Here is an 18,639-nt window from a genome sequence, read left to right on the forward strand (position 1 = left end):
CCCGCATCCGCCGCCCAGGGACAAGAGCGTGCAGGTCATGGCCGTGATCGTGAGGCGGATCCGGGGTCGTGTCCCGTAAATCCGGCACCCCGTCCCGGTCAGCGGCGGGTCACCAGCTGGTGGACAGCGGCATGCCCTCGGCGTAGCCGGACGAGCTCTGGATCCCGACCGTCGCGCGCTCGTGGAACTCCTCCAGCGTGCGCGCGCCCGCGTAGGTGCACGAGCTGCGCAGCCCCGCCACGATCGAGTCGATCAGGTCCTCGACGCCGGGCCGCCGCGGGTCCAGGAACATCCGCGAGGTGGAGATGCCCTCCTCGAACAGCGCCTTGCGGGCCCGGTCGAACGGCGAGTCCTCGGCGGTGCGCAGCCGGACGGCCCGCGCCGAGGCCATGCCGAAGCTCTCCTTGTACATCCGGCCGTCGGGGGCGTGCTGCAGGTCGCCCGGCGACTCGTAGGTGCCGGCGAACCAGGAGCCCACCATCACGTTCGCCGCGCCGGCCGCGAGGGCGAGCGCGACGTCGCGCGGGTGCCGGACGCCGCCGTCCGCCCACACGTGCCGGCCGAGCCGGCGGGCCTCGGCGGCGCACTCCAGCACGGCGGAGAACTGCGGCCGCCCGACCCCGGTCATCATCCGGGTGGTGCACATCGCGCCCGGCCCCACGCCGACCTTGACGATGTCGGCGCCCGCCTCGATCAGGTCGCGGGTGCCCTCGGCGGTCACCACGTTGCCCGCCACCACCGGCACCGACGGGTCCAGCCCGCGGACCGCGGCCAGCGCGCTGATCATCTTCTCCTGGTGGCCGTGCGCGGTGTCGACCACGAGCAGGTCGGCGCCCGCCTCCAGCAGCGCCTTCGCCTTGCCCGCCACGTCGCCGTTCACGCCGACCGCCGCGGCGACGCGCAGCCGCCCCGACGCGTCGACGGCGGGCTTGTAGAGCGTGGCGCGCAGCGCGCCGGTGCGGGTGAGCACGCCGGTGAGCCGGCCCCCGGCGTCCACCACGGGCGCGAGCCGGTGCCCGCGCTCGTGCAGCCGGTTGAACGCCTCGCGCGGGTCGACGCCGTGCGGCAGCGTCACCAGGTCGCGCGACATGATGTCGCGCAGCTGCGCGAACCGGTCGACGCTCTGGCAGTCGGCCTCGGTGACGACGCCGACCGGCCGGTCGTCCTCCACCACGATCACCGCGTTGTGCGCGCGCTTGGGCAGCAGCGCCAGCGCCTCGCCCGCGGTGCTGCCCGGGTCCAGCCGGATGGCGGTGTCCACCACCAGGTCGCGGCCCTTCACCCAGCCGATGACCTCCGAGACGACCTCGACCGGGATGTCCTGCGGGATCACCGCGACGCCGCCGCGCCGGGCGACGGTCTCGGCCATCCGGCGGCCGGACACCGCCGTCATGTTCGCCACGACCAGCGGCACGGTCGTCCCGCTGCCGTCGACCGTGGACAGGTCCACCTCCAGGCGGGACCCGACCGCGGAGCGGCGCGGGACCATGAAGACGTCGTTGTAGGTGAGGTCGTGAGCGGAGCGCTCACCGTTCAGCAGGTGCACGGCTGTACTACACACCAATCGCGGATCAGAGTGGCTGGGCCACCGTACATTGTGATCCATACCCGCGGGTGCTCCGGCCAAGCGCTCGCCGGACGCCCCCCGGCCCGCGCGCGGCGGCCGTCCGGCCCCGTGACCGGGGGTGATGAAGGTGTGTCCCCGGGGATCGCCCGGGTGATCTCCGGCGCTGTGTCCGCCCCCTTCCAGGCGCAACGGAAGTGTCCTACCGGACGAGGCTGAAAAAGCGTGCAACGTGGGGCTTGGCTCTCTGTAAAGTTACCTCTTGACGTAACTGCGCCCTCGATGCACTTTTCTTACATGTGCGTCACGCGGACGGCCGACCCGCCGTAGGGCGCGCACATCAGAACACCGGGAGAAGGCGCAATGCAGGTCACGCACTCGAGCCCGGTCTGCCGCACCCGTCCGCGCCGCGGGCCGCCGCGCCCGCACCGTCCCCCCGGGAGTGACCATCGCCACCCCGCGCGCCCGCCGCCCGGCCACGGAACGCGCCCGCGCGCGGGCCGGCCCCGGCCGCGTTGCGCTCCCGGACCGGTCGGCGCGGCGTCGGAAACGGCGCCGCCCGCGACCCGGCGCCGACGCTTCCACGGTCATCGGGCGGGGCGAACACGAGCAAGATCAATATTTGACGTCATACCGTCCTGAAATGGAATGATCTTGCAGTTGCCAGCAGAACGATTCACCACATGTCGAGGAGGACAGCCGTGCTGGATGCGGTCGACGCCGTGCTCGTCCGCGAGCTCCAGCGGGATGGCAGGGCGACGTTCCAGGCGCTCGCCGACCGCGTCGGGCTTTCCCGCACGGCCGTGCGGGCACGGGTGCAGAACCTTCTCGAGACCGGCGTCGTGCGCGTCGTCGGCATCGTGCACGCCGCCGTCGTCGGCGCGGAGGCGATCGGGCACGTCTCGATCACCGTGGAGGGCTCGGCCCGGGAGGTCGCGGACGCCATCGCCGGCCGCCCGGCGGTCAGCTTCACCGCGCTGACCGCCGGCCCGCACGACCTGGTCGCGCAGGTGCGCACCCGCGACGACGCCGCGCTCGCGGCCGAGGTGGACCAGCTGCGGTCCGTCCCCGGCGTGCGCTCGGCGGAGGTCTTCCGCTCGGTCTCCACCGTCCGCGACACCCACGCGGTGGTGCGGGAGCTCGGCGAGGTCACCCTCGACGACATCGACTGGCGGCTGCTCCAGGAGCTGCAGCGCGACGGGCGCGCCCCCTACACCCGGCTCGCCCACATCATCGGGCTGTCCCAGGCCGCCACCCGGGCCCGCGTGGTGCGGCTGATGCGCACGGGCGTCATCCAGGTCACCGGGCTCGCCGACCCCCTCGCCCTCGGCGCCGCCGAGCTCGGCGGGTTCGGGATCGTGGTGACCGGCGGGCTGCGCAAGGTCGCCGAGGCGGTCGCCGCGCAGGACGGCGTCCGCTACCTGGCGACGGGCTTCGGCCGCTACGACATCGTCGGGCAGGCCGAGGCCGCCTCGCGCGCGGAGCTGGTCGCCGTCCTGGACGCGATCCGGTGCGTGCCCGGCGTGACGGTCCGCGAGTCCTGGCACCACCTGGACGTGGTGAAGGAGTCCTACGCCGTCGAACTCCCCGACCGGCCCCTGAACGGGGCGTGAGGGAGGCCGCCGCGGGCGCCGTTCCCCGGCGCCCCGGCGGCGTCAGTCGCGGCTGAGCGCGACCTCCTCCAGGTCCAGCTCGTGCAGGACCCGGTTCAGCACCTCGTCGTCGATCCGGCGGTCGTCGCGCATCTGCACGAACACCCGCCGCTCCGCCGCCAGCATCTCCCGCCGCAGCCGCCGGTAGGTGGCGGTCGGCACCTCCTCGCCCTGCGGGCCCGTCCCCCCGCCGAGCCGCTCCCAGGCCCGCAGCTGCCGGTGCTCGGCCAGCTGCCGCAGCCGCTGCACGACCGCCTCGTCCAGCTCCTCGGCGGCGGTCAGCTCGTCCAGCCGCGCCAGCGCCGCGTTCGCCGCCGCGTGCTGCGCGCCCGCCTCGGCGACCGTGTCGGTGTAGCGCTCCCGCTCGCTGCCGACGCCGAGCAGCCGGATCAGCGCCGGGAACGTCAGCCCCTGCACCAGCAGCGTCCCGAGGACGGTCGTGAAGGTGAAGAAGATGATCAGGTCGCGGCCGGGGAAGGGGGCGCCGGACGCCTCGAACGGGATCGCGAACGCCGCCGCGAGCGACACCACCCCGCGCATGCCCGCCCACGAGACGACGGTCGCGCCGCGCCACCCGACGTCCTCGCGGGCGCGCTGCCTGCGCGACACCAGCCGCGGCAGCCGGGACGCGGGGAACACCCAGACGAACCGGGCCGCCACCGTCACCGCGAAGATCGCCAGGGCCCACCAGGCCAGCTCCGGCCAGCCGTGCCCGGACAGCCCGTCCACCACCGGCGGCAGCTGCAAGCCGATCAGCAGGAACACCACCGACTCCAGGACGAAGACGACGACCTTCCAGAACGAGTGCCCGATCAGCCGGGTGACCGCCGCCGACTCGGTGAACCGGTGGCCGAGGTACAGCCCGCTGACCACCACCGCGATCACCCCGGAGGCGTGCACGCTCTCGGCGATCAGGTACGCCGCGAACGGCGCCAGGACCGCCACCCCGTTCTCCACCAGCGGGTCGTTCAGCCGGGTCCGCAGCCAGTGCAGCGGCGGCCCGAGCAGCAGCCCCACCACCGCGCCCGCCCCGGCCGCGAACAGGAACCGCCAGGCCCCGTCCGCCAGCGTGAACCCGGCGCCGGTCGCCGCGATCACCGCGACGCGGAACGCCGTCAGCGCCGTCGCGTCGTTGAACAGGCTCTCCCCGACCAGCACCGTGACCATGCGGCGCGGCAGCCCGAGCCGCTGCGCCACGCTGACCGCCGCGACGGCGTCCGGCGGCGCCACGATCGCGCCGAGCACGAACGCGGCCGGCAGCGGCAGCCCCGGGACGAGCAGATGCGCCGCGTACCCGACGGCGAACGTGCTGAACAGCACCAGCCCGACCGACAGCAGCCCGATCGACCAGGCGTTCTCCCGCAGCCCGGCGTAGGAGCTCTGCCACGCCGCCGAGAACAGCAGCGGCGGCAGGAACACGTACAGGACGAACTCGGGATCCAGCTCGAACTCCGGCACGCCCGGCACGAACGAGAACAGCAGTCCGGCGATCACCAGGACCAGCGGCGCCGGCGCCCCGCCGCGGCGCGCCGCCGCGGCCACCGCCAGCGCCACGACCGGCACGGCCAGCAGCCAGAGTGCGTGCGTCGTCTCCACGCGCAGATCATGGCACGGCCGGGGCGGCGGCCCCGAACCCGAGCGGTCGGCCGGGCGGTCGGCCGGCCGTGCCGGCTCAGCGGTGCTCGCGCCCGCGCGGCTCGCGGGCGGCGTCCTTGGCGAAGGCCAGGAAGTCGCGGGCCGACGAGGGGAGCCGGCGGTGCGCGTGCACCAGCCCGATCAGCCGGGTGATCGGCGGCAGGAACGACCGGACGGCCACGCCCTCGGTGTCGTCCAGCTGGTTGCGGTACCACAGCAGCGAGCCCATCCCGGCGCGCACCCAGCCGAGCCACGCGGCGCGCTCGTCGGTCTCCACCACCGGCACCGGCTTCGCGCCGACCCGCCGCAGCACGGTGTCGATCTCCGCGCGCCGGGCGCCGCCCCGGGCCGGCAGGACCAGCCGCATGCCGTCCAGCGCGGCGGGCGGCACCGGTTCGCGGACCTTCAGCGCCGGCGGCGAGATCAGCACCAGCTCGCGCTGCTCGAACGGGTGGGCCGTCAGGTCGCCGGGCACCGGCAGGTCGGTGAGCGCGAGGTCGGCGCGCCCGGCCCGCAGCGCGGCGGCGACCTCGTCGCGGCCCCCGCAGCGCACCACCCGGACCCGCACCGCCGGCTGGTCGCGGGCGAACCGCGGGATCAGCCGGCCGGTCAGCTCCGGCTCCAGCGACGGGGTGGTCGCCACCCGCAGCTCGGCGCCCCGGCCGTCGGATCGGGCCGCCGACATCCCCTCGATCGCGTCGACGGCGTCCAGCGCGGCCCGCGCCTGCCGGACCACCTGCTCGCCGACCGGGGTGAGGACCACGCCGCGCCCCGACCGGGCGAACAGCTCCACGCCGAGCTCGCGCTCCAGCTCGCGGACGGCGCGCGACAGCGCGGGCTGCGCGACATAGAGAGCCTGGGCCGCCGACGTCATCGTGCCGTGGTCGGCGGTCGCCACGACATAGCGCAGCTGCCGCAGATTCATGGCACGACCGTATGACAACGAACCGCTCCGGTCCTGGACATAGCCGGAATCGGCCCGAGAACGGCCCGCGGTCAGGGGCGCGGCGGGGACGTCCTGGTCCCGTCCGGCGCCGGCCGGGCGGCGGGGACGGTCTCCGGCTCGGGCTGCAGCTGGGGGGCGCCGACCGAGCAGTGGCTGCGGCACTCGGGCTCGACCGGCTCCCCGGTCGGGGCGCGCAGCGCGTCGCCGGACACGGTGACGAAGGTGAGCACGGCGCCGGCGGCCAGCAGCGCCGCGCAGGACGTCATGGCGATGTGGAAGCCGTGCGAGAAGCGGGCGGGATCGTTGTAGGCGTCGCCGGTCAGCCCGGCCAGCGGCGGGATCGCCGCGACCGCCAGCAGCCCGGCGGCCCGCGCGACCGCGTTGTTGACGCCGCTGGCCACGCCCGCGTGCCGGACGTCCGCGGTCGCCAGCACCGTGGCGGTCAGCGGCGCGACGACCGCCGCCAGCCCGAGCCCGAACACCACCACGGGCGGCAGCACGTCCCGGACGTAGGCGGAGTCCTTGCCGATCCGGCCGACCAGCAGCATCCCGAGCGCGGCGACCAGCAGCCCGGCCGTCATCGGCAGCCGCGGGCCGATCTTCTGCGCGAGCGCGCCCGCCCGCGCCGACAGCAGCAGCATCAGCACCGTCACCGGCAGCAGCGCGGTGCCCGCCGCGATCGGCGAGAACCCGCCGACGACCTGCAGGTTCAGGACGAACAGGAAGAACATCACCCCCATCCCGCCGTACATGATGAACGTGACGGCGTTGACGGCGGAGAACTGCCGGGAGGCGAACACCTCCAGCGGCAGCATCGGCTGCGGCACCTCCCGCCCGGCCCGCCGGGCCCGCCCGCCGAACAGCCGCCGGCCCCGCCCGCGCGCCCGCTCCACCAGGACGAACGCGACCGCGGCGGCGACGCCCACCACGGCGGCGGCCCCGACGACCGCGGGGGCCGTGCGCCCGCCCGGCGCCTCGGTGAGCGCGTAGGTCGTCCCCGCCAGCGCGAGCGCGGCCAGCACGGCGCCGGGCACGTCGAAGCGGCCGCGGGCGCCGGGGTCGACGCTCTCGGGGACGTGCCGGACGGCGACCAGCACCACCACCGCGGCGAGCGGCACGTTCAGCAGGAACACCCACCGCCAGCCCGCCGCCTCCACCAGCCAGCCGCCCGCGAACGGGCCGATCGCCCCGGCGACGCCGCCGAGCCCGGACCAGGCGCCGACCGCGCGCGGCCGGTCGTCGGAGGCGAACGACGCCTGGATGATCGCCAGCGAGCCCGGCGTCAGCAGCGCGCCGCCGACCCCCTGCAGCGCCCGCGACAGCACCAGCATCTCGACGTTCAGCGCCAGCCCGCACAGCACCGAGGCCACCGCGAACCAGACGACGCCGACGAGGAAGACCCGGCGGCGGCCGTACCGGTCGCCGAGCGACCCGCCGAGCAGGATGAACCCGGCGAGCGTCAGCGTGTAGGCGTTGACCGTCCACTGCAGGCCCGCCATGTCGGCGTGCAGGTTCTCGGCGAGCCTCGGCAGGGCGACGTTCACGACGGTGGAGTCGAGCATCGCCACGCTCGACCCGAGGACGGTCGCCAGCAGGATCCAGCGCCCCGGCCCCGTGCCCAGCCGGACGTCCGGCATCAGTGCCTCCCGGCGGGGGACGACGCCCCGGGCCTCCCCGCCGCCATCAGACGATCAGTTCGTCGGCGAAGCACCAGCGCCAGTCCTCGCCCGGCTCGAACGACCGGACGATCGGGTGCCCCTCCTTCTGGAAGTGCGCGGTCGCGTGCCGCATGGGGGAGGAGTCGCAGCAGCCGACGTGCCCGCAGCTCAGGCAGAGCCGCAGGTGCACCCACCGGGTGCCCTGCTCCAGGCACTCCTGGCAGCCCTGAGGCGTGTTCGGGGCCGGATCCTCCACCGGGACGGACTGCACATGCTCACAAATGGCCATATGAGAATCGTGCCACGCCGGCGGTCAAGGGATCACCAGTGGTCGGGGCTGAACGGCTCGTCCTCGGGACGCGCGGACTCCGACAGCAGCCGCAGGTCGGACTCGACCATCATCGTCACCAGGCTCTCGAAGGTCACCTCGGGCTCCCAGCCGAGCTGCTCGCGGGCCCGCTTGGGGTCGGCGCACAGCAGGTCGACCTCCGCCGGCCGGGTGTACTTCGCGTCCAGGACGACGTGGTCCTCCCAGTTCAGCCCGGCGGTGCGGAACGCGAACTCGACCAGCTCGCGCACCGACTGGGTCTGGCCGGTCCCGATCACGTAGTCCTCGGGGGCGTCCTGGGCCAGCATCATCCGCATCGCGCGGGCGTAGTCGCCGGCGTAGCCCCAGTCGCGGCGGGCGTCCAGGTTGCCGAGGCGCAGCTCCGTGGCCAGGCCCAGCTTGATGCGGGCCGCGCCGAGCGACACCTTCCGGGTCACGAACTCGGCGCCCCGCCGCGGCGACTCGTGGTTGAACAGGATCCCGCTGACCGCGAACATCCCGTACGACTCGCGGTAGTTCTGCGTGATGTAGTGCCCGTAGCTCTTGGCGACGCCGTACGGGCTGCGCGGGTGGAACGGCGTCTTCTCGTTCTGCGGCGTCTCCCGCACCATGCCGAACATCTCCGAGGACGACGCCTGGTAGAAGCGGATCTGCGCGCGCCCGGGCGTGCGGGACGTGCTGATGCCCGACACCACGCGGATCGCCTCCAGCATCCGCAGCACGCCCATGCCGGTCACCTCGGCGGTGAGCTCGGCCTGCTGCCACGACATGGGGACATAGGAGATCGCGCCCAGGTTGTAGACCTCGTCGGGCTGGACCCGCTCGACCGCCGAGATGAGGCTGCCCTGGTCGAGCAGGTCCCCGGTGGTGATCTGGACGTCGCCGATGTGCTTGCGCAGCCGCGACACGTGCGGATTCGCCTGCCCCCGGACCAGGCCCCACACCTCGTACCCCAGCTCAAGCAGATGCTCGGCCAGGTACGAGCCGTCCTGTCCGGTGATGCCGGTGATGAGTGCTCGCCTGGACAGCGGATCCTCCATGGCTGATCGGTGCGGCGCGGGGCCCACCGCGGGGCGAACCCGGGCGAGCGTGAAATATGAGGTTAGCGACCCCGCGGGGATGCTGACGAGGGAGGGCGCCGTTTGAACCGAATTTGCTTCTGGTTCAGCGGCCCGGTCGAACACCGCCGCTCGCGGCGCCGTCCGGGGTGCCCGCCGGCGCCGTGCCGCGTGGCGCCCGGGGCCCCGCGTGTGCCACGGTGTGGGACATCATGACCACTCCCGACGCCGCGCCGCTGCGGCTGAACGGGCGCGACCTCGGCCGCCACGCGATCATGGCCGTGGTGAACCGGACGCCCGACTCGTTCTTCGACAGGGGCGCGACCTACGGCTTCGGCGCCGCGCTGGACGCGGTGGACCGCGCGGTCGCCGAGGGCGCCGACATCATCGACATCGGCGGCGTGAAGGCCGGCCCCGGCGAGGACGTCGGGGTCGCCGAGGAGCTGCGCCGGGTGGTGGACCTCGTCGCCGCCGTCCGGGACCGGCACCCCGGTGTGGCGATCAGCGTCGACACCTGGCGGGCGGAGGTCGGGTCGGCCGTCGCCGAAGCGGGCGCCGACCTGCTGAACGACACCTGGGGCGGCCCCGACCCCGCGCTGGCCGAGGTCGCCGCCGCGCACGGCGTCGGGCTGGTCTGCGCGCACGCGGGCGGCCTGGACCCGCGCACCCGGCCGCACCGGATCGGCTACGGCGACGTGGTCGCGGACGTGGTGGCCCACGTCACCGCCGAGGCCGAACGGGCGCTCGCGCTCGGCGTGCCGCGCGAGTCGATCCTGATCGACCCCGCGCACGACTTCGGCAAGAACACCCGGCACTCGCTGGAGATCACCCGGCGGCTCGGCGAGCTGGCCGCGACCGGCTGGCCGGTACTGGTCGCGGTGTCCAACAAGGACTTCATCGGCGAGACCCTCGGCCGGCCCGTCGACAGGCGCGGCGTCGGCACCCTGGCGGTGCTGGGCGTCTCGGCGCTGCTGGGCGCCCGGGTCTTTCGCGTCCACGACGTCGCCGCCGCCCGCCGCGCCCTCGACGCCGTCGCCGAAGTCGCCCCCGAGTAAGGCCGGACCGGACGACGGAAGGCGCCCCGGCCCCCACGCGAGCGCGCTATCTGACCGGTGGGGGCGAAGCCGAAGGCGAGCCCCCACCGGGAAGCTCGCGAAGCGAGGCCGCGCTCGCCCAAGACCGGTCAGAGGGTGAGCCGCTAGGCGAGCCCTCTGGGCCGGGATTGCAAAATTTACAGCGCCGCCTCGCGCTGGCGGGCGCGGTAGGCGGCCACGTGCATGCGGTTGCCGCAGGTGCGGCTGTCGCAGTAGCGGCGGCAGCGGTTGCGCGACAGGTCCACCAGCACGCGCGAGCAGTCGGGCGCCTCGCAGGTGCGCAGCCGGTCCAGCTCGCCGGCGGCGACGACGTACGCCAGCGCCATCCCGCAGTCGGCCGCCAGGTGCTCGCCGACCGGGGCGCCCGGCGCGAAGAAGTGGACGTGCCAGTCGTAGCCGTCGTGGTCGGTCAGGTGCGGGGTGGCGCGGACCTCGCCGACGATCTCGTTGATCAGCCGGACCGCGGCGGGCACGTCGGCGGTGCGGAACACCGCGTGGAACCGGTCGCGCAGCGCCAGCACCCGGGCCAGGTCGGCCTCGGTCAGCGCGCCGACGTCGCTGAACGCGCTGCGCTCGACGAACGCGCGCAGCTGCGGCAGCCCGCCGAGCCCCTCGGCGCCGGACGCGGCGCCGCCGGTGTTGATCAGGTCGACGACGACGGCGAGGGCGTGCTCGGTGTCATGAGTGAAGATCACAATCGCTCCAGTCTCGGGGGACCGGGGTCGTACTGCTCCTGGGGGGCGACCCCCAGACCGCCCCGCCGGGGGCGGGACGGTCGTGCGCCCGGCAGCGCCGCCGGGGCCGGAACGCGGCCCGGCCCCCACCCTACGACGCCGGACGGCCCCGTCCGCGCCGACCCTGCCGGCACGCCGTAGCCGGTTCCGGCCCCGCTGCCTGCGGGAACGTTCCACGATCGGTCCGGGGCGCGTACCGCGCCGCGATCCGGAGAGGATCACGGCGTGGAGGGGGACCGGCTGTTCATCGTGTTCCTGGTCGTCGCCGTCGTGGTGCTGGCGGCCCGGGCGCTGGCCGGGCGGCTGCGGCTGCCGGACGCGATCGTGCTCGTGCTGCTCGGCATGGCGGCCGGGTTCGTGCCGGGGCTGCCCGCCGTGGTCGCCCCGCCCGAGCTGGTGCTGATGGGGTTCCTGCCGCCGCTGGTCTACCACGCCGCCTTCTTCACCGCCCCGCGCGAGGCCCGCGCCGACGCGGTGCCCATCGTCACGCTGGCGTTCGGGCTGACCGCCGTCACCACCGCGGCCGTCGCCGCCACCGTGCACGCGCTGCTGCCCGGCCTCGGCTGGGCCGCCGCGCTGGCGTTCGGGGCCGCGGTCGCGCCCACCGACGCGGTCGCCGCCACCGCGGTGCTGCAGCGGCTCGGCGCGCCCGCCCGGCTCGTCACCATCCTGGAGGGCGAGAGCCTGATCAACGACGGCGTCGCGCTGACGATCTTCGGCCTGGCGACCGAGGCGCTCGGCACCGGGTTCGCGTTCGCGCACGGCGCCGGCCGGCTCGTCCAGGTCGTGCTCGGCGGCATCGCCTACGGGCTGGTGCTCGGCGTGGTGATCCGCCGGATCCGGCGCCGCATCCAGGACCCGATCAGCCAGGTGATCGTGTCGCTGGTCACCCCGTACGTGGCGTTCATCCCCGCGGAGAACCTCGGCGCGTCCGGGGTGCTGGCGACCGTCGTGGCGGGCTTCTCCATCGGCACGCACGGCGAGGGCGTGCTGCAGCCCGCGTCCCGGCTGGCCGGCACCACGTTCTGGCGGATCCTGACGTTCCTGCTGGAGTCGGCGCTGTTCGTGCTGCTCGGCCTGGAGATCCGCGAGATCATCCGCGAGCCCGGCGGGCACTCCTGGCACTCGGTGCTGCTGACCACGCTCGCGGTGTCGGCCGTGGTGATCGGCGTCCGGCTGCTCTGGGAGCTCGGCAACGGCCCGCTCGCCGGGCTGGTGCCGGGCGGCCGGCGCAGCCAGGAGGGCCTCGGCTGGCGGCAGCGGCTGGTGATCGGCCTGGGCGGGATGCGCGGGGCGATCTCGCTGGCGATCGCGCTGTCGCTGCCCGCCGCGGTCGGCCCCGACCGCGGCGTGCTGGTGCTGCTCACCGCCCTGGTGGTGCTGATCACGCTGATCGGGCAGGCGCCCCTGCTGCCGCCGCTGCTGCGGAGGCTCGGGCTGATCGAGTCCGACAAGCACCGCCTGGAGGTGATGACGGCGCGCAAGGCCGGTCTGCAGGCCGCCCTGGCCCGGCTGGACGAGCTGGCCGAGGACGAGGAGGTCGACGACCAGACCGCCGAGGCGTTCCGGCAGATGCTCGAGCTGCGGCTGGAGCGCGTCCGCTACTTCCTGGACGAGGAGGAGGCCGAGAGCGGCGCCCCGCCGCCCAACAGCCGCAGGGTGCGCGGCGAGCTGGTCAAGGCGCAGCGCGCGAAGCTGACCGGCCTCTACCGCAAGGGCCGGATCGGCGCCGGAACCCTGCGCCAGATCAGCCGCGAACTCGACTTCGAGGACCCGATCGTCATCCGCCGGACCCGGTCGTGAACCGGCCGGGGGAGGGGGTCAGCGGGCGTAGTGGGGGTCGGCCACGACCGGGTAGTAGGCGTCCGCGTGCTGCAGCCGCATGGTGACGACCGACCCCTCCAGCGAGTAGTCCGCCTTCACCTGGCGGAACATCGAGTCGCTGGCCCACGGGTTGTAGAGCCGCCCGACGGTCGCGCCGTACCGCAGGTGGACGACGTCGTAGCCGCCGGACGGCATCGCCTCCAGGGCGAGCCCGTCGGCGAGGGACACCGGGAAGCGGAACTCCGAGGGGGCGTCCGGGCCGTGCACGACCGTGAGCAGCCGCACGCCGTTGTCGGTCGTCTGCGCGACGATGTCGGTGTCGACGTCCACGCCGACGAACACCCGCAGGCTGGGCCGCAGCACCTGCGCGACGGTGTCGGCCGCCGCCACGTCGATCCCGAGATGGATGCGCTGCCCGTCCTTGGTGGGCACCCACACGCCGTCACGCGCGCGCTGCCCCCAGGCGACGTCGGGGTTCTCCATCTCCTGGGGCTCGTTCTTGCCCCGGGCGACGAGAATCCTCGAGGCGGCGCCCATCGCCGCGGCAGCCCCGTCCCGTGCGTGCCTCATGGCGGGCCCCCTCGCCTTCTTCTTTCATCACGTACGTGACATCACGCTTGTCCTGGGTCGACCACGGGTCCGCCCGCCAGGAAGTCCCTCGACCTGCCTGCCACTGCCAACGGCGGGTTCGCGGTGTTCGCCCCGTGCGTCGTTGGACCTTACACCACGCTTATACGTGCCGTACCGGCGCATATTGATCGTTTCTCTCCGTGCCCGGACCGTCGCATACCGCGCCCGGCGGAGACGCGCTCCGGCGGGGCGTCCGACGCCCGATAAATGCTTTGCCGCGGTCCCGTGGAAAGGCGCATCATCGAAACACGTCGAACGGACGGCACGAAGGGGCGAGCCACCGGTTGGGCGGCCGGTCTCCAAAACCGGCGGAAAGTGGGTTCGACTCCTACCGCCCCTGCTGAGCACGCTCGATGGGCCTGTGGTGCAACGGCAGCATGCTTCCCTTGCAAGGAAGCGATCAGGGTTCGACTCCCTGCCGGTCCACGCGGTTCCGGCCGCCGCCGGGCGCTCCCCCGCCCGCGCGAGGAGGGTTGGCCGAACGGTAAGGCAGCAGTTTCGAAAACTGACGTCGAGGTGAAACTCGAAGGGGTTCGACTCCCTTACCCTCCGCCATTCATCGGTAACGCCGCGGGCGGGGTGGCCGGGCCCGGCCACCCCGCCCGCGGCGTTACCGGAGCGGTTCCGCCTCCGCGCGGAGGCGGCCCCCGTCAGGCGAGCGCGGCCCGCCCCGCCCGCGCGGTCTCCCTCAGATCGCCGAGCACCTCGGAAAGGCGGTCCAGGCCGCCGGCGATCCAGGGCAGCGACGCCGGGTCGGGGGAGGCGAGCGCGGTGAGGCGCTGCTCGTCGGTCTCCCCGTACAGCAGGCTGGGCGCGACCCGCAGGCGCAGCTCCCCGGGCGGCTCGCCGAACGAGCTGCCGGGCAGCACGCCCACCCCGTAGCGCTCCAGGAGCAGCCCGGACAGCTCCGCGGACGTCCGCACGCCGTGGCCGCCGCGCAGCTCCTCCCGCAGCGGGTCCAGGTCGGGGTAGACGTAGAAGGCGCCCTGGGGACGGGGCACGCGGGCGCCCGCGGCGGCGAAGCGGTCCGCGACCGCCCTGGCGATCGCCGCGTGCAGCCGGCGGCTGCGATCGATGTGCTCGACCAGCTCCGGCGGCTCCGCGAACGCGTACGCGGCGGCGTGCTGCATCGGGGCGGGCGCGCTGGACCAGATCTCGCTGGCGGTCCCGAGCACGCCGGCGCGCAGCGCCGCGCCGAACGGGCCGTCGGGCAGCCGCGCGACCCCCAGCCGCCAGCCGCCGGCCGCGAGGCTCTTGCTCAGCGCCGTCGTCACCACGGTCCGCTCCGGCGCGTACCGGGCGGGGGACGGCACCGCGCGCGCGGGGTCGTGCACGAGGTCGCGGTAGATCTCGTCCGAAATGATCACCAGGTCGAGGTCGCGGGCGGCCGCGCACAGCCGGCGGACGGTCTCCTCGGAGGCGAGCGTGCCGGTCGGGTTGTCCGGCAGCGTGACGATCACCGCGCGGACGGTCCGCCCGGCGGCCCGCGCGCGGACGACCGCGTCGGCGAGCAGCGCCGGGCTCGGCACCCCGCCCTCGCCCGGCGGGGTGGCCACCCGGACCGGCCGCACCCCGGCGAGCGGCGCCTGCGCGGCGTAGCTCACCCAGCTCGGCGCGGGCACCACCACGTCCCCGCCGAGCGCCATCAGCAGCGCGAACAGCAGCGGCTTGCTGCCCGGGCCGCACAGCACCGTGGACGGGTCGGTCGGCAGCCCGCGCCGCGCCCAGTAGCCGGCCGCCGCGGCGCGCAGGGCCGCCGACCCGGCGACGGGGCCGTACCCGCCGCGCCCCGCGGCGGCGGCGAGCTCCCGCGTCAGCGCGGGGTGGATCGGGATGCCGGCCTCGCCGAAGCCGAGCGGCAGGACCCGCACCCCCTCCCGGCGCTTGCGGGCGAGCGCCTCGTTCACCGCGAGCGTCGGCGACAGCGGGACGGGGCGGGGCGCGAAGGACACCGGCCGGGCCGGGCCGCAGGGCGCGGACGGGCCGGAGGGTCTGGAGGACGCGGCGGGCTCGGAGGGGCCGGCCGAGCCGCCGCCGGCCGGGCGATCGTGCGCGGGCAGGTCGTGGGCAGCCATCAACGCTCCAAAGGGCATGGTGAAATAACGGTGGGTGTCGGAACGATCCCCCTGTGCGACCCGGCCGGGCTGGTTCAATGCTTTCCCGCATTCAGCATCATCACAAGCGAGTCTCAGCGATGGTGACCGTAAGCTGGAGTGATGCTGGAGCTGCGCCGCCTGCGGCTGCTCGCCGAGTTCGCCCGCCGCGGCAGCATCGCCGCGACCGCCGCCGCCCTCGGGTACACCCCGTCGGCGGTCTCCCAGCAGCTGGCCGCGCTGGAGCGGCAGGCGCGCGTCCCGCTGCTGGACCGCACGGCCCGCAGCGCGGAGCTGACCGACGCCGGGCGGCGCCTCGCCGCGCGCGCCGAGGAGATCCTCAGCCTGGTCGAGACGGCGGAGGCGGAGCTGTCCGCGCAGGCCGACGCGCCGATCGGGCGCGTGGTGGTCACGGCGTTCCCGACGGCCGCCGTCGCGTTCGCGCCCGCGCTGGCGCGCAGCCTCGGCGAGCATCCCGGGCTGACCTTCGTGCTCCGCCAGACGCGTCCGGGCGACGGCGTCCGCCAGGTGCAGAACGGCGAGGTCGACATCGCGCTGATCGACGACTGGACGGGCAAGGTCCCCGACCAGTCCCCGGCGGTGCTGGAGTTCTTCCATCTGCGCCGCGACCCGCTGGTGCTGGTCGTCCCGGCCGCGCACCCGATGTCGGATCCGGGCCGCCCGGTGGACCTGCAGCAGCTGCGCGAGGAGCCGTGGATGGCGGCGCCGCCCGGCGAGCCGTCCCGGCAGGCCGTCGAACGGCTGCTGGACACCGTCGGCGGCGCCCGTCCCGTCCCGTGGGAGTTCGAGGGCTTGCACACCATCCTCAGCCTGGTGGCGCGGGGCATCGGCATCACCGCGGTGCCCGCGCTGGCGCTGGCCGCCGGCGACCGGGGCGTGGCGGCGCGGCGGATCCCGGAATGCACGCTGGCCAGGGAGGTGTACGCGGTGACGCGGCGGGCCAGCGTGCGGCGGCCGTCGGTGGCGGTGACGCTGCGCGCGATCTACGCCGCCGCCCGCGACGTCCAGCCCGCGCCGCCGGACGCCTGACCGCTTCCGGTCGCGGCCGTCCCAAGAGCGGGAGAAATCCGAACTAAGAGACAAAACACCTCAATAGATCGCTCTGTGCTGGGAAGTCGCAGGAGGAGAGAGCAATCCGGCGAACGGTCTGAACACGGACGCCCCCAGGTTCGTCAAAACGGGAAGATGCGCGCGGATCATCACGTACGGTGGTGCGAATCGTGAGGGCATCCCAGGCCATGCATCAGTCCATGCACACCGATCGGGGAGCGCAGCACTCGATGGAACGACCAGCGACGACGCCGGCCGCGACGGCGGCCGGGCCCTCCGGCGCGACGGCGGTGGCCGTGGTCGCCGAGGGCGGCGGGCACCACTTCGAACTGCCGCGGATCCGGGCGCTGCTGTTGCACGCGCTCCCGCGCTTCGTCGAGGGCGTGATCGCGCCCGTCGCGGTCTTCTACGCCGCGCTGGCGCTGCTCGGGCTGAACGGGGCGCTGGCCGCGGCGGTCGCGTGGGTGTACGGCGGCATCGTCTTCCGCTACCTGCGCGGGCACCCGGTCTCCGGCATGTTGCTGCTCGCCGCGGTCGGCGTGACCGTGCGGGCGGTCCTGGCGGCGGCCACGCACAGCGCCGTCGTCTACTTCCTGCAGCCGACCCTCGGCACGCTGATGGTGAGCATGGCCTTCCTCGCCTCCGTGCCGCTCGGCCGGCCGCTGGCGATGAAGCTCGCCCGCGACATGGTGCCGATCCCCGAGGCGTTCTTCCGCCACGACAAGGTGCACCAGTTCTTCCTGCGCATCTCGCTGCTGTGGTCGATGGTGCTGTTCGTCAACGTCGGGCTCAGCCTGTGGATGCTGTTCAACGAGTCGATCGGCACCTACCTGTGGCTGCGCACCAGCATGGTCGCCGGCCTCGGCGCCCTGGGCGTCGCCGTCTCGGTGATGGGGTTCAAGCGGCTCCTGCGGCACGTGAACCGCGAGCCCGCCCCCGCCGCCTGACCCCTTCCTGCCCCCTCCCGACCCCGGTCCGGCCCTCGGCCGAGCCGGGGTCCGGCCTGTTGCGGACCGTCCTGAGCTGCGAATCCCCGGCATCCGCGCGAACTTTTCCGGCTTCGAGCCCATCTCCCTTTTCGCAGGCATTCACCGAAGACGGGTGAGTCTTGGGACTTGGGGGAGTTTCGTGGCTATCAACGGGCGGCCGGCACTGGCGGCGACCGGGATCGCGGGCGCCGTGGCGGTGCTCGCGGCGGGATGCGGCATCGGCGGCACGGGCGTGCTGTCGGCGGGCGAGTCCGACACCACCGTGACGATCACACCGGCGACCGGGGCGCGGGCGGTCAAGCCGGACGCGGTGATCGAGGTCAAGGCGTCCGGCGGGAAGCTGGCGAAGGTCACCGTCCAGGGGAGCAAGGGGTCGGCCGTCACCGGACGGCTCACCGGCGGCGGCAAGACGTGGCGCTCGACCCGGACGATGACGCCCGGGGCGTCCTACACCGTCACCGCGCAGGCCAAGAGCGGCGGCAAGCTGCGCACGGTGACCAGCGCGTTCACCACGCTGACCCCGGCGCGGACGCTGTCGATCACCGACGTCACGCCGAACCTCCCGGGGGAGAAGGTCGGCGTCGGCATGCCGATCATCCTGCAGTTCGACCGCCCGGTCGCCGACAAGGCCGCGGTGGAGAAGGTCCTGCACGTGACCCCGGACAAGCCGGTCGAGGGCGCCTGGCGCTGGATCGGGCCCCAGGAGGCCGTCTACCGCACGAAGACGTACTGGCAGCCGCACCAGACCGTCCGGTTCCGGGCCGACCTGGCCGGCGTGAACGCCGGGGGCGGCGTCTACGGGGCCGCGGACGCCGCGGCGACGATCAGCATCGGCGCCGCGCAGATCACCACCGGCGACATCGGCGGGCACCGCATGACGGTGACGCGCGACGGCCGCAGGCTGCGGACCGTCCCGTTCAGCGCGGGCAACGGCCAGACCCGCGAGTTCACCACCACCAGCGGCGTCCACCTGCTGATGGACAAGGGCAACCCGGTGACGATGACCTCCCCGGGCCGGCGGCCCGGCGACCCGGGCTACTACCAGCAGGTCGTCGACTACGCGGTGCGCTTCTCCAACAGCGGCGAGTACGTCCACTCGGCGCCCTGGTCGGTCGGCTCGCAGGGGTCGGAGAACGTCAGCCACGGCTGCCTGAACGTGAGCCCGGCCAACGCCGAGTGGTTCTACGGCATCGCCCAGCGCGGCGACGTGCTCAAGCTCACCGGCACCGCCCGCGAGGTCGAGTGGGACAACGGCTGGAGCTTCTGGCAGCTGCCGTTCGCCAAGTGGAAGGAGGGCGGCGCCGTTGACTGACCGCGGGGCGCACCACCGGGGACGGGCACGCACCGTTGCCCGGTTGCAACG

The 18,639-nt window shown here is 74.3% G+C and carries 15 protein-coding genes and 3 tRNA genes; 9 read left to right on the top strand and 9 right to left on the bottom strand.

What is annotated here, in order from left to right:
* Nucleotides 1–109 precede the first annotated feature (109 nt).
* Entirely contained in the window at nt 110–1,546 is a 1,437-nt protein-coding gene (locus QP089_RS22245) for a GuaB1 family IMP dehydrogenase-related protein (protein ID WP_285913679.1), read from the bottom strand.
* Nucleotides 1,547–2,265: 719 nt separating this feature from the next.
* Between QP089_RS22245 and QP089_RS22250 the strand changes: the two genes are divergently transcribed.
* On the top strand, nt 2,266–3,177 hold the full coding sequence (locus QP089_RS22250; RefSeq protein ID WP_285913680.1) for an Lrp/AsnC family transcriptional regulator: 912 nt from the start codon (nt 2,266–2,268) through the stop codon (nt 3,175–3,177).
* 42 nt (nt 3,178–3,219) lie between these two features.
* Here QP089_RS22250 and QP089_RS22255 read toward each other — a convergent pair whose 3' ends face one another.
* The 5 genes from QP089_RS22255 to QP089_RS22275 form a co-directional block, all read right to left on the bottom strand.
* Nucleotides 3,220–4,812 carry a Na+/H+ antiporter gene (locus QP089_RS22255; RefSeq protein ID WP_285913681.1) on the bottom strand — a complete coding sequence of 531 codons (1,593 nt, stop codon included), beginning with the start codon at nt 4,810–4,812 and terminating at the stop codon, nt 3,220–3,222.
* A gap of 76 nt (nt 4,813–4,888) precedes the next feature.
* Nucleotides 4,889–5,776 carry a LysR family transcriptional regulator gene (locus tag QP089_RS22260; RefSeq protein ID WP_285913682.1) on the bottom strand — a complete coding sequence of 296 codons (888 nt, stop codon included), beginning with the start codon at nt 5,774–5,776 and terminating at the stop codon, nt 4,889–4,891.
* A gap of 71 nt (nt 5,777–5,847) precedes the next feature.
* A complete protein-coding gene (locus QP089_RS22265; protein ID WP_285913683.1) occupies nt 5,848–7,434 on the bottom strand; it encodes an MFS transporter in 1,587 nt (528 codons plus the stop codon).
* 46 nt (nt 7,435–7,480) lie between these two features.
* On the bottom strand, nt 7,481–7,711 hold the full coding sequence (locus QP089_RS22270) for a ubiquitin carboxyl-terminal hydrolase 14 (protein WP_285913684.1): 231 nt from the start codon (nt 7,709–7,711) through the stop codon (nt 7,481–7,483).
* Nucleotides 7,712–7,776: 65 nt separating this feature from the next.
* A complete protein-coding gene (locus QP089_RS22275) occupies nt 7,777–8,811 on the bottom strand; it encodes a GDP-mannose 4,6-dehydratase (protein ID WP_285914044.1) in 1,035 nt (344 codons plus the stop codon).
* A gap of 242 nt (nt 8,812–9,053) precedes the next feature.
* Here QP089_RS22275 and folP point away from each other — a divergent pair, with 242 nt between their 5' ends.
* The gene (gene folP / locus QP089_RS22280) at nt 9,054–9,896 is read left to right on the top strand and encodes a dihydropteroate synthase (RefSeq protein WP_285913685.1); all 843 of its coding nucleotides are present in this window, start codon (nt 9,054–9,056) and stop codon (nt 9,894–9,896) included.
* A 176-nt stretch (nt 9,897–10,072) separates the two neighbouring features.
* Here folP and QP089_RS22285 read toward each other — a convergent pair whose 3' ends face one another.
* Nucleotides 10,073–10,630 (bottom strand): CGNR zinc finger domain-containing protein, encoded by a 558-nt coding sequence (locus tag QP089_RS22285; RefSeq protein ID WP_285913686.1) that lies wholly within the window; start codon nt 10,628–10,630, stop codon nt 10,073–10,075.
* A 264-nt stretch (nt 10,631–10,894) separates the two neighbouring features.
* On the opposite strand from QP089_RS22285, the gene QP089_RS22290 reads away from it, so the two are divergent.
* The gene (locus QP089_RS22290) at nt 10,895–12,472 is read left to right on the top strand and encodes a Na+/H+ antiporter (RefSeq protein WP_285913687.1); all 1,578 of its coding nucleotides are present in this window, start codon (nt 10,895–10,897) and stop codon (nt 12,470–12,472) included.
* A gap of 18 nt (nt 12,473–12,490) precedes the next feature.
* Here QP089_RS22290 and QP089_RS22295 read toward each other — a convergent pair whose 3' ends face one another.
* A complete protein-coding gene (locus tag QP089_RS22295; protein WP_285913688.1) occupies nt 12,491–13,063 on the bottom strand; it encodes a hypothetical protein in 573 nt (190 codons plus the stop codon).
* 328 nt (nt 13,064–13,391) lie between these two features.
* Between QP089_RS22295 and QP089_RS22300 the strand changes: the two genes are divergently transcribed.
* The 3 genes from QP089_RS22300 (at nt 13,392) to QP089_RS22310 (ending at nt 13,678) form a co-directional block, all read left to right on the top strand.
* Nucleotides 13,392–13,463 (top strand) — tRNA-Trp (locus tag QP089_RS22300).
* A gap of 15 nt (nt 13,464–13,478) precedes the next feature.
* Nucleotides 13,479–13,549: transfer RNA gene (locus QP089_RS22305), tRNA-Ala, on the top strand.
* 41 nt (nt 13,550–13,590) lie between these two features.
* Nucleotides 13,591–13,678, top strand: a tRNA-Ser gene (locus QP089_RS22310).
* Nucleotides 13,679–13,773: 95 nt separating this feature from the next.
* On the opposite strand, the gene QP089_RS22315 is transcribed toward QP089_RS22310, so the two are convergent.
* Nucleotides 13,774–15,198, bottom strand: a complete 1,425-nt coding sequence (locus QP089_RS22315) for a pyridoxal phosphate-dependent aminotransferase (protein ID WP_285913689.1) — start codon at nt 15,196–15,198, stop codon at nt 13,774–13,776.
* A 141-nt stretch (nt 15,199–15,339) separates the two neighbouring features.
* On the opposite strand from QP089_RS22315, the gene QP089_RS22320 reads away from it, so the two are divergent.
* The 3 genes from QP089_RS22320 (at nt 15,340) to QP089_RS22330 (ending at nt 18,588) form a co-directional block, all read left to right on the top strand.
* Nucleotides 15,340–16,266 carry a LysR family transcriptional regulator gene (locus QP089_RS22320; RefSeq protein WP_285913690.1) on the top strand — a complete coding sequence of 309 codons (927 nt, stop codon included), beginning with the start codon at nt 15,340–15,342 and terminating at the stop codon, nt 16,264–16,266.
* Between the two features lie 251 nt (nt 16,267–16,517).
* Nucleotides 16,518–17,234: a VC0807 family protein gene (locus tag QP089_RS22325; RefSeq protein ID WP_285913691.1), complete on the top strand. Its 717-nt coding sequence runs from the start codon at nt 16,518–16,520 to the stop codon at nt 17,232–17,234.
* A 181-nt stretch (nt 17,235–17,415) separates the two neighbouring features.
* Complete coding sequence (locus QP089_RS22330) at nt 17,416–18,588, top strand: L,D-transpeptidase (protein ID WP_285913693.1); 1,173 nt, start codon at nt 17,416–17,418, stop codon at nt 18,586–18,588.
* Nucleotides 18,589–18,639: the final 51 nt, after the last annotated feature.

This window comes from Actinomadura opuntiae (assembly GCF_030283205.1).
Lineage (GTDB): Bacteria > Actinomycetota > Actinomycetes > Streptosporangiales > Streptosporangiaceae > Spirillospora.